The organism is Sorangium sp. So ce119, from assembly GCF_051524405.1.
GTDB lineage: Bacteria > Myxococcota_A > Polyangia > Polyangiales > Polyangiaceae > Sorangium > Sorangium cellulosum_G.
This window is the reverse complement of the sequence record NZ_CP150310.1, coordinates 5628419-5648533: the sequence shown is the minus strand read 5'-3', so window position 1 is coordinate 5648533 and position 20115 is coordinate 5628419. Positions and strand designations below refer to the sequence as shown.

16 protein-coding genes are annotated in these 20115 nt (G+C 73.1%); 10 read left to right on the top strand and 6 right to left on the bottom strand.

All coding sequences use genetic code 11. The annotated features are described in order from the left end of the window. Positions 1-23: 23 nt before the first annotated feature. Together WME76_RS21275 and WME76_RS21270 are read left to right on the top strand one after the other, a co-directional pair. On the top strand, positions 24-200 hold the full coding sequence (locus WME76_RS21275; protein ID WP_437961901.1) for a hypothetical protein: 177 nt from the start codon (positions 24-26) through the stop codon (positions 198-200). Beyond that, entirely contained in the window at positions 197-1303 is a 1107-nt protein-coding gene (locus WME76_RS21270; protein ID WP_437961900.1) for a DUF3089 domain-containing protein, read from the top strand. The genes WME76_RS21275 and WME76_RS21270 overlap by 4 nt, the downstream gene beginning before the upstream one ends. Before the next feature lie 76 nt (positions 1304-1379). Here the strand turns inward: WME76_RS21270 and WME76_RS21265 are convergent, their stop codons facing one another. After that, the gene (locus tag WME76_RS21265; RefSeq protein WP_437961899.1) at positions 1380-2894 is read right to left on the bottom strand and encodes a flavin-containing monooxygenase; all 1515 of its coding nucleotides are present in this window, start codon (positions 2892-2894) and stop codon (positions 1380-1382) included. Positions 2895-3178: 284 nt separating this feature from the next. Between WME76_RS21265 and WME76_RS21260 the strand changes: the two genes are divergently transcribed. Then, positions 3179-4144 (top strand): AraC family transcriptional regulator, encoded by a 966-nt coding sequence (locus WME76_RS21260; RefSeq protein ID WP_437961898.1) that lies wholly within the window; start codon positions 3179-3181, stop codon positions 4142-4144. Between the two features lie 3 nt (positions 4145-4147). On the opposite strand, the gene WME76_RS21255 is transcribed toward WME76_RS21260, so the two are convergent. After that, entirely contained in the window at positions 4148-4738 is a 591-nt protein-coding gene (locus WME76_RS21255; protein WP_437962136.1) for an ATP-dependent Clp protease proteolytic subunit, read from the bottom strand. A gap of 126 nt (positions 4739-4864) precedes the next feature. Between WME76_RS21255 and WME76_RS21250 the strand changes: the two genes are divergently transcribed. Together WME76_RS21250 and WME76_RS21245 are read left to right on the top strand one after the other, a co-directional pair. Next, positions 4865-5749 (top strand): AraC family transcriptional regulator, encoded by an 885-nt coding sequence (locus tag WME76_RS21250; protein WP_437961897.1) that lies wholly within the window; start codon positions 4865-4867, stop codon positions 5747-5749. A 308-nt stretch (positions 5750-6057) separates the two neighbouring features. Beyond that, positions 6058-7011, top strand: coding sequence for a transposase (locus WME76_RS21245; protein WP_437961896.1), 954 nt, complete (start codon positions 6058-6060; stop codon positions 7009-7011). Positions 7012-7513: 502 nt separating this feature from the next. On the opposite strand, the gene WME76_RS21240 is transcribed toward WME76_RS21245, so the two are convergent. After that, a complete protein-coding gene (locus tag WME76_RS21240; protein ID WP_437961895.1) occupies positions 7514-8743 on the bottom strand; it encodes a hypothetical protein in 1230 nt (409 codons plus the stop codon). 192 nt (positions 8744-8935) lie between these two features. Here WME76_RS21240 and mazG point away from each other — a divergent pair, with 192 nt between their 5' ends. Then, a complete protein-coding gene (gene mazG / locus WME76_RS21235; RefSeq protein WP_436623163.1) occupies positions 8936-9790 on the top strand; it encodes a nucleoside triphosphate pyrophosphohydrolase in 855 nt (284 codons plus the stop codon). Positions 9791-9824: 34 nt separating this feature from the next. Here the strand turns inward: mazG and WME76_RS21230 are convergent, their stop codons facing one another. Both WME76_RS21230 and WME76_RS21225 read right to left on the bottom strand, forming a co-directional pair. Continuing rightward, the gene (locus WME76_RS21230) at positions 9825-10424 is read right to left on the bottom strand and encodes a hypothetical protein (protein ID WP_437961894.1); all 600 of its coding nucleotides are present in this window, start codon (positions 10422-10424) and stop codon (positions 9825-9827) included. Next, entirely contained in the window at positions 10421-11008 is a 588-nt protein-coding gene (locus tag WME76_RS21225; RefSeq protein ID WP_437961893.1) for an RNA polymerase sigma factor, read from the bottom strand. The genes WME76_RS21230 and WME76_RS21225 overlap by 4 nt, the downstream gene beginning before the upstream one ends. 290 nt (positions 11009-11298) lie before the next feature. Here WME76_RS21225 and WME76_RS21220 point away from each other — a divergent pair, with 290 nt between their 5' ends. The 4 genes from WME76_RS21220 to WME76_RS21205 all read left to right on the top strand — a co-directional run bounded on the left by WME76_RS21220 (position 11299) and on the right by WME76_RS21205 (position 19077). Further along, complete coding sequence (locus tag WME76_RS21220) at positions 11299-12933, top strand: SulP family inorganic anion transporter (RefSeq protein ID WP_437961892.1); 1635 nt, start codon at positions 11299-11301, stop codon at positions 12931-12933. A 105-nt stretch (positions 12934-13038) separates the two neighbouring features. Beyond that, positions 13039-16110: a YbcC family protein gene (locus tag WME76_RS21215; RefSeq protein WP_437961891.1), complete on the top strand. Its 3072-nt coding sequence runs from the start codon at positions 13039-13041 to the stop codon at positions 16108-16110. Beyond that, entirely contained in the window at positions 16100-17533 is a 1434-nt protein-coding gene (locus WME76_RS21210) for an NADH-quinone oxidoreductase subunit 5 family protein (protein ID WP_437961890.1), read from the top strand. Before WME76_RS21215 ends, WME76_RS21210 begins: the two co-directional genes overlap by 11 nt. Further along, a complete protein-coding gene (locus tag WME76_RS21205; protein WP_437961889.1) occupies positions 17530-19077 on the top strand; it encodes a complex I subunit 4 family protein in 1548 nt (515 codons plus the stop codon). Before WME76_RS21210 ends, WME76_RS21205 begins: the two co-directional genes overlap by 4 nt. Positions 19078-19151: 74 nt before the next feature. Here the strand turns inward: WME76_RS21205 and cysK are convergent, their stop codons facing one another. Beyond that, positions 19152-20042 (bottom strand): cysteine synthase A, encoded by an 891-nt coding sequence (gene cysK / locus WME76_RS21200; RefSeq protein ID WP_437962135.1) that lies wholly within the window; start codon positions 20040-20042, stop codon positions 19152-19154. Positions 20043-20115 lie beyond the last annotated feature (73 nt).

Here is a 20115-nt window from a genome sequence, read left to right as displayed (position 1 = left end):
TGCGCGAGGCCTTCTCGCAAGGGATGATCACGCTCGATCCCGAGCGGCTCGGCCACGTGCTCTGGGCTGCGACGCACGGGCTGATCGGCCTGCACAGGGCAGGGAAGCTGAGGCACGGGATCGCGTTCGAGCAGCTCTTGCAGGATCTCGGCGACACGCTGGCCTTCGGCTTCGTGCCTCGAAGCGGGGGAGCCGAGTGACCAGGCGGGCGCGGGTCGCGCTCCTTGTCGCGCTCGGCGTCGTGGCCATCGGCGCGATCGCCTCGCTGAACCTCGGCGCGCTGGTCCGGTTCGCGATGACGCCGGGGGGGCCCTTCGACGCGACGAAGCTGCCGCCCGCGCCGGACTACACGGACGCTCGGAGCTGGAGCGCGCTTCCGGAGCGCGACGACGTCGGGGATCTCTCGCCCACCGGCGCGCCGGCCGTGGATCAGCGCCGCGCGACAGCCGACGTCTTCTATGTTCACGCGACGTCCTACGTGGGCAGCGCCTGGAACGCCCGTACGGACGATCCCACGACCAACGAGGCCACCGATCGAGGCGCCACGCGCCTCCAGGCGACGCCGTTCAACGGCTGCTGCGCGGTGTACGCGCCCCGGTACCGGCAGGCGAACGGCATGGCGTTCACGCGATCCTCCGCCGACGGAGGCCGCGCGCCCGACGTGGCCTACAGCGACGTCAGGCGGGCCTTCGACGCCTTCAACGCGAGGCGCGGCGCCGGCCGCCCGTTCTTCCTCGCCGCCCACAGCCAGGGGGCGGTCATGGCGGAGCGGCTGCTGTACGACGCGATCTCGGGCACCCCGCTCCGGGACCAGCTCGTGGCGGCGTACCTGATCGGCAGCGCGATCACCGTCGATGGGCTGCGCGAGCGCGCGCCCGACATCCCGGCGTGTCGAGCGCCCGATGACCTTCACTGCGCGGTTGCGTGGAACGCGCGCGGAGCGATGTATGCGCCGAGCGATTTCGAGATGCACCGGCCGGACCCGCGCGAGCGGCTCTGCACCAACCCCCTGTCCTGGCGGACGGACGGAGCCCTCGCTCCCGCGGCCCTGAACCTCGGCGCGGTGTTCCTCGAGAGCGACGACAGGGCGCCGCGCCGCGGGCTCGTGGGCGATGCCCAGTGCGTGGACGGCACGCTCGTCCTTCACCACGTGGGCGCGATTCCCAGGGACCTGCCGAGCCGCATCCTCGATCGCGTGCTCGGCGACGGGAATCATCACGCGATCGAGTACCAGCTCTTCTTCATGAACATTCGAGAGAACGCCGATGCGCGGTTAGCCGCGCTCCTCTCGTCATCGAGGTGAGCGACCCGGGGCGGGGGTGCGTTGTCGCGGAGCGATCCCGGCCCCGTGAGCGGACGGAGCGCGCCTCCCGTCCGCTTCAGGTCTCCGCGTGCCGAGGACGCGCCGCGCTGGCGACATCGCTGCGCGTCGGCTGACCGCCTCTGGAAAAGACCATGGTCCCGTCGTCCACCGGACCGAGCTTCATCGCGAGCAGATCGAGCACGTAGTTCTGGTGGAAGGACCACGGCGCCCTCGAGCCCTGCTTGGGCAGGTGGTCCACGGCGCGCTGCACGTAGCCCGAGGTCAGGCCGAGCAGCGGACGGCCCTCGAGGATGGACTCGTCAGGGCGCGGCAGGCATTGCCGGTAGCCGTGGCGATCCATGTGGTTGAGCAGCCGACAGACGTACGTCGACGCCAGCTCCGCGCGGAGCGTCCACGAGGCGTTGGTGTACCCGAGGCAGAGCGCGAAGTTCGGAACGCCGCCCAGCATCAACCCCTTGTAGACGAAGGTCCTGCCGGGCTCGAGGACGTCACCGTCGACGGCGATGCGGATGCCGCCGCAGAGCAGGAGCTGAAGGCCAGTCGCCGTCACGATGATGTCCGCCTGGAGCTCCTTGCCCGACTCGAGCAGGATGCCGTCCTTCGTGAAGGTCCGGATCCGGTCGGTGACCACCGAGGCGCGCCCCGCCTCGACCGCGCGGAAAAGATCGGCGTCGGGAACGAGGCAGAGGCGCTGATCCCACGGGTCGTAGCGCGGGTTGAAGTGCGTATCGACGTCGAAGTCGGGCGGCAGATGCCGCGCGACGCCGCTGCGGAGCAGCCGCCTCGCCAGCGCCGGCGCGCGCTGACAGATCTGGTAGACAAGAAGGCTGATCCCGACGTTCTTCCAGCGGGCCACGCGGTGGGCGATCCGCTCCGGCAAGCGCGCGCGGAGCGCGTTCGCGACCGGGTCCTCGGCGGGCAACGAGGCGATGTACGACGGCGAGCGCTGGAGCATCGTCACGTGCGCTGCGTCAGCGGCCATCGCAGGCACCAGCGTCACCGCCGTGGCGCCGCTGCCGATGATCACGACGCGCTTGCCCCGGTAGTCGAGATCTTGAGGCCAGTCCTGAGGGTGCACCAGCCGACCCTGGAAGTCCTCGCGGCCCGGGAAGCTCGGGGTATAGCCGCTCTCGTAACTGTAGTAGCCGCTGCAGACGTACAGGAAGCTACAGGAGATGCGGACGCGCTCCTCGCTCGGGCCGACGTCCACCTCGACGGTCCAGCGCGAGTGCTCGGAGGACCACGATACGGACCGGACCCGGTGATTGAACCGGATGTGCCGGTCGATGCCGAACTCCCGGGCTGTATCGCGCACGTAGTCGCGGATCGACGGTCCGTCGGCGATCGCCTTGGCCTCCTTCCAGGGGCGGAACGAGTAACCGAGCGTGAACATGTCGGAGTCCGAGCGGATTCCGGGGTAGCGGAAAAGGTCCCACGTCCCGCCGATGGCGCTGCGTGCCTCGAGGATCGCGTAGCGCTTGCCGGGGCAGCGCGCCTGGAGATGGTAGCCGGCCCCGATGCCGGAGAGGCCGGCGCCGATGATCAGGACGTCGAAGTGCTCGATGGACATGCTGGGCTCCTCGGGGGCGAGCGCCATGGCGCTCCACGGCCGAGGATAGCGTGGTCGGCCGCGCGCGCTCGCGACCAGCGAATTTCGTGGCTGTGGGGGCTGACGGGGATGAGGTGCGTCGCTGGCCTGGCCGGGATCGAGGCCTGAGCCGCTGGGTTCGGCGGCGATCCGGACGAGCTGGCGCGGTGGCCGCCGGCGCCGGGGGGCGGGGGCCTGGACGCGGCGCGCGGTGCCGTGGCCTGTTCGGTCCGGCCGGCGCAGCCCCGATCAGCTAACCTGCGCGCGTGGCGAGCAGCGACAGGAGCCGAGCCGAGTACCAGAAGCGCGTCAACCGCGTGATCGACTACATCCAGGCCCACCGCGCGGAGGAGCTGTCCCTCGAGACGCTGGCGGCGGTGGCGGCGTTCTCACCGTTTCACTTCCATCGCGTGTTCAAGTCGATGACCGGCGAGAACCTGCGCGAGTTCATCCAGCGGACGCGCCTCGAGAGCGCCGCCAGCCACCTGACGCAGCGGCCGCGCGCCGACATCCTCGAGATCGCGCTCGAGAACGGCTTCAGCTCGGCGAGCGCCTTCGCGCGCGCGTTCAAGGAGCGCTTCGGCATGAGCGCTTCGGCCTGGCGCAGCGGCGGGGCCGCGGAGGCGTGCAAGGCGCGTCAAGCGGAGAGCAAGCCGGGTGAAGTCGTGCGCAATGCGGGCAAAGCAGCGGCGCGCGCGGCCGACCAAGATGGCTCCTCGTCGGGCGCTGACGCCCGCACGGACGAGGAGATGATCATGAACGTGACGGTGAAGACGCTGCCGAGCTACCACGTGGCCTATATCCGGAACATCGGCCCGTATGGCCCGGAAGGCGGCGTCCGCGAGACCTGGCAGCGCCTCGCGCGCTGGGCGGCGGCGCGCGATCTGTGGACCGCGGACCGCCTCTGCCTCGGCATCGCGCACGACAATCCCAAGGTGACAGCGCCGGCCAGGTGCCGCCACGATGCGGCGATCGTGATCCCGGATGGCCTCAAGGCCGATGGCGACGTCAACGTGACCGAGGTCGCCGGCGGCAAGTACGCCGCGGGCCTGTTCGTCGGCGGCGGGAGCGAGATCGGCGCCGCGTGGGACCACCTCTTCGGGCGGTGGCTCCCGGAGAGCGGTTATCAGCCCGACCACCGGCCCTGTTTCGAGCTCTACCAGGGCGAGTTCCACGATCCCAAGACGAACACGTTCCGCTGCGAGCTCTGCTTGCCGGTGCGGCCGCTCTAGCGACTAGACCTCCAGCGCGCTCTCGATCACGCGGTGCACGAGGCCGTATTCCTTGGCCTCGCGCGCCGTCATCCACAGGTTGCGCTCGGTCTCCTGCGCGATCTTCGCGGGCTCCTGGCCGGTCGCCTCGGCGAAGATGCGGTTGAGCCGCGCGCGCACGGCCATGATCTGGGCCGCCTCGATCTCGATCTCCGACGCGGGGCCGCGCACGCCGCCGAGCGGCTGGTGCAGGAGGAAGCGCGTGTTGGGGAGCGCGAACCGGTTCTCCCTCCGCGCGGCAACGTAGATGAGGGCGCCCGCGCTGGCGACCCATCCGGAGCCGATCATCTTGACCTCGGGCCGGATGAAGCGGATCACGTCGTGGATCGTGTCCCCCGACTCGACGTGCCCTCCGGGCGAGTGGATGAGGACCCGGATCGGCTCCTCGCTCTCGTTCGCGAGCGCGAGGAGCTGCGCGGTCGTGGTCTGCGCCAGCTCGCTCGTGATCTCCCCGAAGATCAGGACCGTCCGGCTCCTGAGGAGCCTGTGGCGGATCTCCTCAGGCAACGCGCGGGGGAGCGGCTGCTCCTCGCTGGGGGGCGCCTCGAAACGCATCATGGGAAGGATGTTGCGGCCGCTCCCGCCCGCGCGCCATGACCGGGAAGCGCGGAGTCATGCCCGCGCGTCTCGACCCGCGAACGAGCGCTGGACGAGCGGGCCCGGGGCGGGCAACCATGCGCCATGGCGGACGAGATGGAGCGGCAGCTTCCTCGCGGCGTGGCGGTCTCGCGGCGCCATGGGGCGCCGCCGTGGGGCGTGAGCGCGGGCGATCCGCCGAGCCTTCACGTCGTCGTGCAAGGCTCGTTTTTCCTCGCGCAGGACGGGGCGCGCGTCCTCGGGATCGAGCCCGGCGACGTCGTGCTCCTCGGGGCCGGCCCGCGTGGGGACGCGCCCCGCGAGCACAGCCTCCGCTGCGTCGCGCCGCCGTCCGGCGCCGCGAGCGCGCCGGCGGAGCTGCTCTCGGCGACGTACGCGGCCGAGCCCGATGGGGCGCTCGCCGGCCTCGCGTCGGTGGTGCACCTGCCCGCGGGCGAGGTGCGGCGCGCGCAGGGGCTCTCGGCCGTCGTGAGCCTGCTGCGCGCCGCGCTCGCGGAGCCGTCCGCGGGGCAGGAGCGGCTGGCGCGCTCGCTCCTCGAGCCGCTTCTCGCCTACACGCTGCACTGCCACGGGCGCGCGCGCGACGGGGGTGCGGCGCGCGCGTTCGATCGGCGCGTCGCGCGCGCCCTCCAGCTCATCCAGGAGAAGCCGGCGGCGCGGTGGACCATCGAGGCGCTCGCGAGGGCGGCGGGCCTCTCCCGCGCGGCATTCGCGCGGCGCTTCCTCGCCGAGCTCGGTGTGCCGCCGCTCCGCTACGTCGCGGAGCTCCGCATGCAGCGCGCGGCCGAGCTGCTCGCCGAGGGCGACCGCTCGCTGGCCTCGGTCGCGGCGGAGGTCGGGTACGACTCGGAGTTCGCGTTCAGCCGCGCGTTCAAGCGCCACACCGGAGAGGCGCCGGGCGCGTTCCGCCGGCGCAGCCGCTCTCAGGGCGCCCCGTTCCGCGTGCCGCCGGTCCGCGCGGCGGCGTGAGCGCCTCTCGCGGGGCGACCCGACCCGGGTTGGGCGGGGGGGGCGACCCGACCCAGGTTGGTCGATCCGACCCAGGTTGGGAGCAACCAGCAACCCGACCCACGTTGGGCGACCTGACCGAGATCGAAGCGACCCGGTGACCGACCTCGGGCTCGCAGTAACGTGGGGCGCGCAGCAGCCCAGGTTGGGGCAGGGGCCAGCTGCCCAGGGTGGCGGACCGCCAGGCGGGCGCCACCCACGGCAATCCGCAAGTCATTGAATTCATTGACCGCGATCCCCGGCACGGCATTTGTCAATGTACGCCAGCCATGAGCCAGCCCCGTGAGATCGCTGCCGGCGCCACGTACCTGATCACCCGTCGTGTCCTGCGACGCCATCTTCTCCTCCGCCCCGACGCGGCCATCACCCAGCTCCTTGTCTACGCCCTCGCAGTTTCGAGCCGCCGCTACGGCATTGAGGTCCACGCGTTCTGCGCAATGTCATCGCATGTGCATCTCGTCGTGACCGATACGGAGGGCGTCCTGCCGCGTTTCTTGCAATTCTTCCACCGCATCGTCGCGCTCGGCACGAAGGTGCTGCGCAAGTGGGAAGGACCCGTCTGGGACCACGAGGCGACGAGCGTGGTGCGGCTGCTGACGCGCGCGGCGGTGGTGGAGAAGATCGCCTACGTCCTCGCGAATCCTGTTGCCGCAGGCCTGGTCCGGCATGCGCATGAGTGGCCGGGCGCCCACGTGGATGTGGGCGAGCTTGGCCGCGGGGTGCTACGCGCGGCACGTCCCGCTGCGTATCTCGATCCACAAAATCCGCAGTGGCCGGATGAAGTAATGCTCCCGCTCGCGCTGCCGTCCGTCATCGAGCAGGACGGCGCAGAGGGCTTTCGCTGCCAGGTAGCAGCCGAGATCGAGCGACAGGAGGCGCAGGCTCATGCGGAGCTGCAGAAGCAAGGGTTCCGCTTTCTGGGCGCCGATCGCGTCACCAGGATCTCCCCTTACGAGCGGGCTACGAGCTTCGAGGTTCTGCGAGAGCGCAACCCGACATTCGCGGTCGGCCGTGGGCAGGGGGGCGCATGGCAAGCCGCAGCTGCTGCGGTGCGGGCATTTCGTGCATCGTATCGCGCGGCGCTCGAACGGTGGCGTGCCGGTGTACGCAGCGCTGTATTCCCGGCGGGGACCTGGTGGATGCGCATCTTCCACGGCGCAAGCGTCACCGGGATGCGCGCGTTTCATGGCGACGGTCTGAACGACGTCGTGCTTCCGGCATAGGCACTGAGCGGGTGCGCCACAGCACAATGGGCAAGTGCGGGCCGTGGTTTGACGCCTCGTCGTGATTGCGTACGCCTGCGGAGACGAAGAGAGCGGCTGAGAATTCGCGCGCTGCATGCACGGATGCATGTGATGTGCCGCGTTGGCCACGAACGCAGCGGCTTCAGGGCCGGGTTGGTACAGGCTCGGCTTGAGCGCTTCTGTTTGGGCGCGTAGACGTGTCCAGGCCGACCTGGGTCACTCGCCCCAACCTGCACTCACCCCAACCTGGGTCACTCACCCCAACCTGGGTCACTCACCCCAACCTGGGTCACTCACCCCAACCTGGGTCACTCACCCCAACCTGGGTCACTCACCCCAACCTGGGTCGGGTCACTGCCAACCTGGGTCGGGCTGTGAACCCGCACTTACTACTCACCCCAACTTCGGTCGGACCGAGAGCCCGGGTCGGATCATCCCGGGGCAGGACCACCCCGGTCGCGTCACCCCGTCGCGGGTCGCGTCATCGGGCCAACCCGGGTCCGTCACTCCCCGCCTGGCCTTTTCCCGTCGCGATTCCCGCGAAGGCTGCCGCGAAGCGCCGCCGGTACTCCGCATCTTCGATCAGCTTGTCGCGCAGCGTCCGCGACATCTCGACATGGTAGAACGGCGCGCCCATCTGCCGCGACCAGCGTGCCTGCACGTTCGTGGCGCCGCCGAGCTTGTTGATATCGGCGGGGTAGGCGAGGACCTTCCCGTCGCTCACGACCGCCCGCAGCGGGGCGAGCAGCCGCTCCAGGTCGGCGCCGGGCCCCACGGCGCTGGCGATGGCAGCGGCGTCTGCCGCCGAGCTATCCTGAAATCCGTGGAGCTGTACCGCCGGCATGCCGGGGAAGCTCTGCAGCAGCGCCCGGTGCGCCGACAGGAAGAACGACCGCTCGGCGTGCGCCACATCCGCGAAGGCGAGCGACGCGACCAGCCGCTCGCGGGCGGCGCGTCTCTCCCCCCGGGCGCCGCCGCCCGCCCCCAGATCGCCGCCGCCCCCGCCGTGGCCCCGCCCGCCGGCCGTCCTGGCGCCGCCGCCCGTCGTCTCGCCGTCCGCGCCCTCATCTCCGGCGCCCTCGCCGCCCGCGCCCTCTCCTTCTTCCGCGCCCTCGTCGTCCCCGGCGGCGTCACCCGGCTTGGGGCCCCCGCCGTACCGGTGTGACGTATTGACGACCAGCGCCCGCGCCCGTTGCGCGTCGAACACGGCGAGCGCGACGGGCAGCGTCCCTCGGTCGAAGAAGGTGTGCGGCGCCTCGACGATCAGCGGCGCCGCCGCCCCTGTGCGCAGCACGACGGCGGCCGCGCCCCGGCGGCGCTTCTTCTCCTTCGGCTCCTCGGAGAGCACCCAGAGGTCGCGCCCCGGGACCGCCCGCAGCCCGAACCCCGGTGGGGCTACCGGCGGCGGCAGCTTGTTCTGCGCGGCGAGCCCGGCCGCCGCGACCCACGCCACATACGCCGTGTCCTCCGCGTCGTCCGGCGGCTCCGCGATGAGCCGGCGCCCCCCCTTGCGCAGCGGGGCGATCTGCTCCCCCAGGGCCTCCTGCTCGCCGCTGTCCGGCTGGGCCGCGATCACGGGCTCCGCCGCGGAGTCACCCGGGTTGGGCGCCGCGGGGTTCGGCGCCGCGCCCGGCGCGCTCCCGATGCTCCGACACACCCCCTGCGAGCACCCGGCGATCGTGAACAGCACCACATAGACTGCGCTCTTCATGGGCGTCCTCGCCGCCGGACTCCGACCACCTCTGCACTTTTCGCATGCCACGACCCGTGAATCCAGGCTGACCGCTCGGCGGCCGGACCTCCCGTCCCTGCGGCCGCCCCGGCCCCCCGGCCGGCTCGCCCGTCCCCTCGGCTGGGCCGCCCCGCCTCCTCAGCGGGGACGGTTTGCGCTAGTAGCTTCCGCATGCCGCGTCCCTTCGAGCCCGTGGAGGCGCCGCCGCTCGCTGAGCAGGCGGGCCGCACGTTCCCGCGCCTTGTCGAGCTGATGCAGCGCCTCCTGGCGCCCGACGGGTGTCCGTGGGACCGCGAGCAGAGCTTCGCGACGCTCCGGCGCTACGTCCTCGAGGAGGCCTGCGAGGTCATCGACGCGATCGACGGCGGCGACCGCAAGGAGCTGTGCGCCGAGCTCGGCGACCTCCTGCTCCAGGTCGTCTTCCAGGCCGAGCTCGCCCGGGCCGAGGGGGCGTTCGGCCCGGACGATGTGGTCGCGGCCATCTGCGAGAAGCTCGTGCGGCGCCACCCCCACGTGTTCGCCGACGAGAGCGCCGAGAACGCCGACGAGGTGCTCCAGAACTGGGAGCGCATCAAGGCCGCGGAGCGGGCCCGCCAGGGCAAGGACCGCGGCGTGCTCGGCGGCGTTCCCCGCAGCCTGCCGGCGCTCACGCGGGCGCAGCGGGTGGGCGAGAAGGTCGCGCGCGTCGGCTTCGACTGGCCGGACGCGCGGGGCTCGCGCGCGAAGGTGGAAGAGGAGCTCGGGGAGCTCGACCGGGCCTTCGAGAGCGGCGATCCCGCCGCGATCGAGGAGGAGCTCGGCGACGTGCTCTTCGCGCTCGGGAACCTGGCGCGCCACGCCGGCGTCGACGCCGAGGGGGCGCTGCGCCGGACGACCGACAAGTTCACCCGGCGCTTCGAGCACGTCGAGCGGCGGGTCGTCGAGCGCCACGGCGGCTGGCCCGCCAGGGCGTCGGACGACACGCTCACGCTGGAGGAGCTCGACGGCTACTGGGACGAGGCCAAGCGCGGCGAGCAGCGGACCTGACCGCCGCGCGCCGGCTTCCGGGGCTCGCTCGGGCTCAGTCGCGCACCGCGGTCAGCACGAAGCGCTCGCGCACGCGCGCCTCGTTCGACTCGTGACGCACGTGGATCTCGTAGCGGCCCGGCTGGGCGACCGCCACGCTGAGCGGCGCCTCGCCGCGGTAGCGCGTCAGCCGGTGCGAGCAGCGCTCCTGCTGACAGTGCCGCTCCAGCGCGCCGCCCTCGCCGTCCGGCAGCCGCACGCGCACGTCCTCGGGCACCTCGAGGTGAACCACCGCCGGCTCGTCGGCGTGGCGATGCGTCCACAGATCGAGGTGCATCCACGCGTGCCCGTCGTCGGGCAACGCGAGGGCGCGCTCCTCGGAGCGCTCGATCGCCGGCGAGCTCACGCCCCTGTCCACCGCCACGACGATCGCGAGCGCGACGGCGGCGAGCGCCGGCGCTGCGATGAGCGCGCTCCACCCCCATCGGCCGCTCGCCCGCCGGGGGGCCGGCGCGACAGGGCGCTCCGGCGGCTCGGGGAGCCTGCTCAGCGCGCGCTCGACGAGCGCCTCCGACGGGCTCACCGAGCGCAGCGCTCGCAGGCTCGCCGTCAGATCCGGCGGAATCGGAGGCAGATCATGGTCGTGTCCGCTCACGTCGAGCCCTCCCGCACCGCGATGACCCGTTGCGCCGCCAGACGCTCGTAGGCGTCGCGTAGCCGCGCGCGCCCGCGGGCATGGCGGCTCTTCACCGTCCCCTTGGGGATCCCGAGCACCTCGGCCACGTTGTCATAACCGAGATCCTCGATATCGCACAGCACCACCACGGTGCGAAACTCCTCCGGTATCTCTTGAAGGCAGGCGAGGAGCACCCCCGTGTCCTGGCTCAGGATCGCGATCTCCTCGGGGCTCTGGACCTCGGCGTGGGGCACCACGCCGAGCACCTCGGTGCACGCCTCGATGAGCCGATCGAGCAGGCCGCGGCGCCGCGCCTCGGTCCGGTACGCCTCCAGGTACTCGTGACGCGCGATCCCGCAGAGCCACACCCCGAGGTCCGCGCGCCCCTCGAACGACGCCGCGTTCAGGTAGGCCTTGAGCAGCGCGTTCTGGAACAGATCGTCCGCCTGATCCCGAGCCCCGCACAGCGAGATGCAGAATCGATAGAGGCGCGGGAGCGCCGGGCGCACCGCCGACTCGAACTGCGCGCGCGATTCACCGAGGAGGGGTCGCGATCCGGTCATGAGGGCCGTTCGAGCATCGGGAGCGTCGAGGGCCTGGACTCTAGCGTGGAATGGACGACGGGGTAGCGCTCGCTTGTCGCGCCGCGGCGGCGTGACGAGCGGCGCCTCGATCGGGGCAGCGCTGTGCATCGGCGTCCCTGGGACGGAACGGACCCGCGGGGAGGTTCCGACGCATCGCGCGAAATTTCATCACCCGAGCGGGAACCTCGGACCGGGTGGTCCCGTCCTGGGGCGTGTCCTGACGAACAGCGGGCCCACACCATCCCCGTAACTCCGAGGCCGAGCACCGCATGCCCACGTCGAGCATCTCGAGCGCACCTGTGTCTTCAACCTGGAAGGACGACCTGGTCTCCGGGTTCCTCGTCTTTCTGATCGCCCTGCCGCTCTGCCTCGGCATCGCGATGGCGAGCGGATTCCCCCCCATCGCAGGCGTGCTGACCGCCGTCGTGGGCGGGATGGTCGCCACCTGGCTCGGCAGCGCGCCGCTGACCATCAAGGGGCCCGCCGCGGGCCTCATCGTCATCGCGCTGGGCGCCGTCCAGGAGCTCGGCGCCGGGGACAACGCCGTCGGCTACCGCCGCGCGCTCGCCTGCATCGTCGTCGCCGCGGTCACGCAGATCGCCTTCGCGCTGGCGCGCGCCGGCAAGCTCGGCGACTTCTTCCCTTCCTCGGTTGTGCACGGGATGCTGGCGGCCATCGGGATCATCATCTGCTCGAAGCAGATCCACACGCTCCTCGGCGTCGCGCCCGCGGCGAAGTCGCCGGTCGGCCTGCTCCTGGAGATCCCGCGCAGCGTGGCCCGGCTGAACCCCGAGATCGCCGCGATCGGCGTCCTCTCGCTCCTCCTCCTGTTCGGCTATCCGCTGGTGGCCGGGAAGGCGCGGTGGGCGCAGAAGATCCCCGCGCCGATGCTGGTGCTGGCGATCTCCGTGCCGCTCGCCTACGCGTTCGATCTCGAGCACGAGCACACGTACACGCTCGCGGCGACCCACACGACGTACGCGATCGGGCCGAGCTTCCTGGTCAACCTGCCGGGCAACCTGCTCCAGGCGTTCGTGTTCCCGGACTTCAGCCACGTCGGCACGCCCGCGTCGATCAAGTACATCATCATGTTCTCGCTGGTGGGGAGCATCGAGTCGTTGCTCTCCGCCAAGGCCGTCGACTCGCTCGATCCCGAGAAGCGCCGCTCCGACCTCGACAAGGATCTGCTCGCCACGGGCGCCGGCAACCTCATCGCGGGCCTGCTCGGCGGACTGCCGATGATCTCCGAGATCGTCCGCAGCTCCGCGAACATCGGATACGGCGCGAAGAGCCGCCTGTCGAACTTCTTCCACGGCGCGTTCCTCCTGCTCTTCGTCGCCTTCGCGCCGGGCCTCATCCACCGGATCCCCCTCGCCGCGCTCGCCGCCATGCTCACCTTCACGGGCGTCCGCCTCGGGTCCCCGAAGGAGTTCGTGAAGACGCTCCGCATCGGCAAGGAGCAGCTCGTCATCTTCGCCACCACGGCCGCGCTGTGCATCGCCGCGGATCTGCTCGTCGGGGTCGCGGCCGGCATCCTCGTGAAGATGCTCATCCACCTGATCAACGGCGCCCCGCTGCGGATCCTCTTCCGGCCCGAGGTGGAGGAGCGCGTCGAGGGAGGGCGGGTCGTGCTGCGCGTCAAGCACGCGGCGGTGTTCAGCAACTACCTCGGCATCCGGCGGCGGCTCGCGAAATACGCGGACGCCTCGAGCATCGAGATCGATTTCGCGGACGCCCGCCTCGTCGATCACACGACCATGTCCAACCTGCATGAGCTGGAGAGCCTGATGGCGCGCCAGGGCCGGACCTTGACCCTCGCGGGCCTCGGCGATCATTTCCAGATGTCGTCACACCCGCTCTCCGCGCGGAAGAGGGTCCTTGTCAGCCCCGTCGCGGGGCGCTGAGTCGAGGCGACGCCCGACGTCGACCGCCGCGAGAGGGGCGCACACGGGCGAGGCTCTCCAGGAACAACCCTCCTCCGGCATGAACAACCCTCCTCCGGGATCGCCATGAGCAGCGAGCTTTCTCACGATCTCCCCGCGAGCGCCGCCCGCGAGGAGCGCCTGCGCGCCGCGGTCGATCGCGCCGGGCACTTCCTGCCAGCGCAGGGGCCCATCGGCGTGTTCGTCCACCACAACACGCTGCACGCGTTCCAGCACCTGCCGTTCCACGACGCGCTGGCCGCGGCGAGCGCCGTCTTCGACGCCGAGCCGTACCTCTCCGAGGCGGAGTACCGCGCCCACATCGCGGCAGGTCGCATCGACGACGAGGACCTCGAGGCGGCGCTCGCCGAGCGGTTCGCCGCGCACCCGGACGAGCGCTCTCCGGGATGTAAAATGCCGCTGTCACGGCACGAAATCGAGCGGATCGCCCTGCGCCACCCGATCGAGGAGGAGACCGCGGCGGGCCTCCTGTGGCGCATCTCCGAGGCGGGGGAGACGCGCAGGCTCCGGGCCGACGTCCCGTCCGAGCGGCGCAGGCGCATCCTCCAGCGCACGGAGCGCTGGCTCGAGGAGCACCCCGAGATCGCGGCGGGCCTCCTCGACCGAGGCGCTCGCGATCCGGAGTCGCGCGCCGCCCTCGCGCTCTGGGACGCGTGCCGCGCGGCGCCGCTGCCGCCCGCCCCGCCCGCGGAGCCGCCGCTTGTCGAGCGCGTGGGCGTCGACAGGTCGCACCGCGATCTGCTGCTCGCGCTCGCGGTCGAGGACCCGGCCGACCTCGTCGATCCGCTCCTGATCCGGTTCCTCTGCGCCTACCTCGACGAGGGCGTCGCGCACTGGACCATGCCCGATCGGGCGCAGGGGCTCTGGCGCTGCTTTCGCGGCATGGTGCTGGAGGGCTCGCGGCCCGCCGCCCCGGCCTTCGCGGGGCTCGACGCGGAGCTCCGCCGCCTCGACGCGGAGGGCCTGTCGCCGCCGGCCATCGCCGCCCGCGCCCTCGACGAGCTCGGCGTCGCCGAGGAGCGCTGGGAGGGCTACGCGACGCGCGTGCTGCTCGAGCTGCCGGGCTGGGCCGGGATGATCCACCGCCTGGAGCACACCCCGGGCGACCGGCCCGCGGGCGCGCCGCCCGCGTCGCTGATCGAGTACCTCGCCGTGCGCCTGACCCTCGCCAGACGCGCGCTGCGCGACGTCGCGCGCCGGCGGCTCGGGTACGAGGGGCCCCTCGCCGGGCTCGTCGAGCACGCCCGGCGCGCCGCGCGGCCGCCAGCGCCGCCGCCGCGCTCGCCCGACCACGCGCGGCCGTTCCGCCTGTTCCAGCTCGCCCAGCTCGCCGGCCTCTCGGCCGCCGAGATCGAGCCGCTCTCCACGGCGGAGCGCGCCTGGGCGCTCGAGGCGCTCGAGGCCTTCGACGAGGTCGCGCGGCGGCGCGCGCTGCACGAGGCGTACGAGCGGCACCACCGGGTCGAGGTGCTGCACGGGATCGCCGCGAACCTCCGCCGCCCGGAGGAGGACCGCGCCGTGACGGAGCCCCGCTTCCAGGTCGCCTTCTGCATCGACGACCGCTGCGAGGGCCTCCGGCGGCACTTCGAGGAGCTCTCGCCGCGGCACGAGACCTTCGGCGTCGCGGGGTTCTTCGGCGTGCCGATCCGCTACCGAGGGCTCGACGACGCCGGCCACGTGAGCCTCTGCCCCGTCGGCGTGGAGCCGGCGCACGAGATCGTCGAGCGACCCCACGAGGAGGAGGCGGCGCGCCGCCGACAGGCCCGCCGCAAGCGGTGGGCGCGGCTCCTGCACGCGCTGGGGCGCGGCAGCCGCACCATGGCGCGCGGGATGCTGCTCACGCCGACCCTGGGCCTGCTCTCCACCGTCCCGCTGGTCGGGCGCATCCTCTTCCCGCGGGCGGCGGCGCGGCTGCGCCGCGCGCTCGAGCGGCGCCTGCTCCCGGCGGTGCCGACGCGGCTCCACAGCCCGCGCGGCGAGGGCTCCCCCGCGGCCGGCGAGGGGCGGCCGTTCACCGCCGCGGACAGGGCGGCCCGGGTGGCGGCCACGCTCGAGAACATGGGGCTCACCCGCGGGTTCGCGCCGATCGTGGCCGTGCTCGGCCACGGCTCGACCAGCGTGAACAACCCGCACCAGTCGGCGTACGACTGCGGCGCCTGCGGCGGCCGCCACGGCGGCCCGAACGCGCGGCTGTTCGCGGCCCTCGCGAACGACCCCGAGGTGCGCGCGCTGCTCGCCGCGCGCGGGATCGACATCCCGGAGGGGACCTTCTTCGTCGGCGGCATGAACAACACGACGACGGACGAGATCGTCCTCTACGACGAGCACCTCGCGCCGGCGTCGCGCCGCGGCGAGCTCGCGGCGCTGCGGGCCGCGCTGGACGCCGCGCGCGAGCTGCACGCGCACGAGCGCTGCCGGAGGTTCGCGTCGGCGCCGCGCGAGGGCGACCCCGCGCGGGCGCTCGCGCACGTCGAGGCGCGCGCCGCGGACCTCAGCGAGGCCCGGCCCGAGCTCGGGCACGTGACCAACGCCGTCTGCGTGGTCGGCCGCCGCGCGCTCACCCGCGGGCTGTTCCTCGACCGCCGGGCGTTCCTCGTCTCGTACGACCCGACGCAGGATCCGGCCGGCGCGATCCTCGAGCGCGTCCTGCTCGCGGTCGGGCCGGTCGGGGCGGGGATCAACCTCGAGTACTACTTCTCCTGCGTCGACAACCGTCGCTACGGCGCCGGCACCAAGCTCCCGCACAACCTGGCCTCGCTGCTCGGGGTCATGGAAGGGTCGCTGAGCGACCTGCGCACCGGGCTGCCGAAGCAGATGATCGAGATCCACGAGCCGGTGCGCCTGCTCGTCGTCGTCGAGGCGAGCACCGAGCTCGCCGCCGCGCTCTGCGCGCGGCAGCCGGCCCTGCGCGAGCTCATCTGCAACGGCTGGATCCAGCTCGCCTGCGTCGATCCGGCGACGCGCAGGATCGCGCGCTTCACGGGCGACGGCTTCGCGCCGTTCGCCCCCCCGGATCACCCCTTGCCGGCGGTCCAGCGCTCCGCCGACTGGTACGCCGGGAGGTCCGGCTTCGTCCCGCCTGCGCTCGTCCGCGCCGCGTCCACGCGGCCCCCCGAGGTCCTCCGCCATGCCATCTGACATGCTGCTCGGCCAGCTCGCCGCGCTCGCCGTGCTCTCCCCGGCGGCGGCGTTCGCCGCGCTCGGCTCCTACCTGCTGCTGCTGCGCGCGCCGAGCGAGCGCGTCGTGTCGCGCGTCGTGCTGTCGGCGCTCTCGATCTCGCTCGCGGCCTCGCTGGCGATCTGGGGCTCGGCCGTGGCGGCGCCCTACGCCTTCACGCCGGTGGCGCTCGGCCGCTGGTTCGAGACCGGCAGCTACGCGTTCGAGATCGTCCTGCTCGTCGATCGGCTGTCGGCGACGATGATGGTGCTCGTCTCGCTGATCGCGCTCCTGGTCGGCCGGTTCTCGGTGGCGTACCTGCACCGGGAGGCGGGGTTCGCGCGGTTCTTCCTGCTCCTCGCGCTGTTCTCGACGGGCATGCTGGCGCTCGTGTCGGCGGGCACCATCGATCTGCTGTTCGCCGGCTGGGAGCTGGTCGGCGCGACGAGCGTGCTGCTCGTGGCGTTCTTCCACGAGCGCGCGGCGCCGCCGCGGGCCGCGCTGCGCGTCTACGTCACGTACCGGCTCTGCGACGTCGGGCTGCTCGGGGGCGCGGTGCTCATGCACGACGTCGCCGGCTCCTCGCAGTGGGGCGAGGCCTTCGGCGCCGCTGCCTGGCCCGGGACGGCCGCGCCGCTCGGCCCGGGGGCGGCCACGGCGCTCGCGCTGTGCCTGCTGCTCGCCGCCATGGGCAAGAGCGCGCAGTTCCCGCTGGGCAGCTGGCTGCCGCGCGCCATGGAGGGGCCGACGCCCTCGAGCGCGCTCTTCTACGGCGCGATCTCGGTGCACGCGGGCGTGTACCTGATGCTGCGCGCGGCCCCGCTGCTCCAGCGCACGCCCGCCGCCAGCGCGGTGATCGCCTGCGTCGGGGCGGCGACGGCCCTCTACGGCACCCTGGTGGGGCGCGCGCAGGCGGACGTGAAGAGCGCGCTCGCGCACGCGACCATGTCGCAGGTGGGGCTCATGTTCGTGGAGATCGGCCTCGGCCTCTACTGGCTCGCGCTCGTCCACCTGTTCGCGCACGCGTGCCTGCGCTGCCTCCAGATGCTGCGCGCCCCCTCGGCGCTCCGCGACGCGCAGGAGATCCGGGCCGCGCACGCGGGCGAGCCGCTGCTGCCCCTCGGGGTGGCCGGCCGGCTCCTGCCCGCGGCGCTCGTGCGGCGCGCGTACTGGCTGTCCCTGGAGCGGTTTCACCTCGAGGCGCTGCAGGAGCGGTTCATCGCGGCGCCGCTGATGCGCCTCGGGCGCCTGCTCGACCAGAGCGAGCGCCGCTGGGTGGCGGCGCTGAGCGGCTGGCCCGAGCGGGCCGCCGTCGATCCCGGGGAAGAGGGCGCGCCCGGCGCCCCCGAGCGCGCGATGGCCTTCGAGCCCCCCGCGCCCGGCGCGAAGCGGGCTCGCTCGTGAGCGCCTTCCCGCTCCTCGCGGCGCTCATCCTCGCGCCCGCGGCCGCGGCGTTGCTCGCCTCCCGGGCGCGCGGCGACGAGGGCGCGCGCCGCGTGGCCCTCGTCGGCGCGGCGCTCACCTTGCTCCTCTCGCTCGCGCCGCTCGCGCTCTCTCTCTCCGGCGTCACGCTGGAAGCCGGCGGTCCCGCCCTGCCGCTCCTCGGGGCGCGCCTCCGGCTCGGCCTCGACGGCTACACCGTCGCCCTGCTCCCGCTGCTCGGCGTCGTCCTGCTCGCCCTCGTCGCCGCGGGCCCGCGCGCCGCGCTCGATCGGCCCACCGCCGCGGCGCTGCTCGCCACCGCGAGCGCCGCCCTCTGCGTGCTCTGCGCGCTCGACCTCGCCCTGCTCGCCGTCGCGTGGATCGCCGCGCTCGTGCCCGTGGAGCGCCTGGTCGCCAGGAAGGGCGCCGAGGACGCGCTCCTCCGGCGCACCTGCCGCATCTTCCTGCTGGGCGGCACGGCGCCGCTCGTCGTGGCGATCGGCGCGATGGCCGCGCTCGCCGCGCGCCGCGGCGCTGCCCTGCCGTTCGACGTCGAGGAGATCGCCCGCGTCGGGATCCCCGAGGCGTGGCAGTCGCCGCTGTTCGCGCTGGTCGGGATCGCCGTGCTGATGCGCATGGCCGCCGTGCCGTTCCACGGCTGGCTGCCCGTGCTGCTGGAGCGCGGGCCGCTCGGCGTGACCGTCCTGCTCGCCGAGGTGCAGGTCGGCGTCTGCGTGCTCCTGCGCGTCGGGGTGAAGCTCCTGCCGGCGGCCTGCGCCGAGGACATGCCGATCCTCGCCGTCATCGGACTGATCAGCGCGCTGCACGGCGCGGTGCTCGCGCTCGCCCAGACCGATCTGCGCCGGATGCTCGGCTACCTGGTCTCGAGCCAGAAGGGCCTCGTGCTCCTCGGGATCGCCACGCTGAACGCCGAGAGCGTGAGCGGCGCGCTCCTGCAGAGCGTCGCGTCGACGATCGCGATGACCGGGCTCGCGATGGTCATCGGCGCGCTCGAGGCGCGCACCGGCACGACGGACACGCGGGAGCTCGGCGGCCTCGTGGCCCGGACGCCGCGCCTGGCGGCCTTCTTCTTCCTGCTCGCGTGCGCGGCGATCGGGACGCCGGGGGCGCTCTCGTTCGTGAGCGAGGATCTGCTCCTGCATGGAATTTTACACGTCCACCCCGTGCTGGCGGTGCTCGCCCTTGCGGCGGCGGCGATCAACGGGATCACGCTGTTCCGCACGTTCCAGCGCGCCTTCCTGGGCCCGCCCGCGCGTCGCCGACCGGGCGCCGCGGTGGAGGCGCTCGTGCTTCGTGAGCGCGCGTTCCTGCTGGCCTTCGTGGCGCTCACCGCGGTCCTCGGCGTGGCCCCGACGCGGCTGCTCGCGCTGCACGAGCCGGTGGTCGAGCGGGTCCTCCACGACGTCGCCCGCGACGGGCGGCGCGCGCGCCGGGGAGGTGAGGAGAGGACGTCCCTCGACGAGGGCCGCCGGGCTCCTCGTCCGGAAGGAGCTCCGTCGCGCTGAGGGGGCGCGCGTGCAGGCCGCGCGCCGCAGCCCCACGCGGTCCCGCGCGGCTCGGCCGCGTGGCCTCGCGCGGCTCAGAGCAGGTAGCGCTCCCCCGAGTCGGGCAGCACCGTCACGATCGTCCCCTGGACCCTGCGCGCGATCTCCACGGCCGCGTGGACGTTGGCGCCGGAGCTCGGCCCGACGAGGAGCCCCTCCTCGCGCGCGAGCCGGCGCACCATGCGGGACGCGCCCGCCTCGGTCACCGTGAGGATCTCGTCGATGAGCGAGCGCTCGAGGATCGCCGGCACGAAGCCGGGGCCGAGGCCCTGGATGCCGTGGGGGCCGGCGCCTCGCCCCGAGAGCACGGCGCTCTTCGTCGGCTCGACGGCGCAGATGCGGACCGCGCCGCCGAGCCGATCCCTGAGCACGCGCCCGCAGCCGGTCAGCGTGCCGCCGGTGCCCACGCCGGCGACGAAGGCCGCGATGTCGCCGCCGGTCTGCGCCAGGATCTCGAGGCCGGTGGCGCGCGCGTGGGCGCCGGGGTTCGCCGGGTTCTGGAACTGCTGGCTCATCCAGGCGCCGGGGGTCGCCTCGCAGATCTCGATCGCGCGGGCGACGGCGCCCGCCATGCCCTGGCCCTCGGGCGTGAGGACGATCTCCGCGCCGTACGCGCGGAGGATGTGCCGGCGCTCGACGCTCATGTCCTCGGGCATGACCACCACGCACCGGTAGCCGCGCACGGCGGCGATCATGGCGAGGCTGATCCCCGTGTTGCCGCTCGTCGCCTCGACGATGGTCGCCCCTTGTTTGAGGGCCCCCTCGCGCTCGGCGCAGAGCACCATGCCGAGCGCGGCCCTGTCCTTGACGCTGCCGCCCGGGTTCATCGACTCGAGCTTGCCGTAGATGACGCCGCCCCCCTCCGGCGAGACGCGGGCGAGGCGGACGAGCGGCGTGCCGCCGATGAGCGACAGCGCGTCGGGCACCACCGGGCCGACGCGCAGGGCGGGCGAGGGAGCTGAGCGCTCGTCGGGCGCGTCGGGCGCGTCGGGCGGGCTC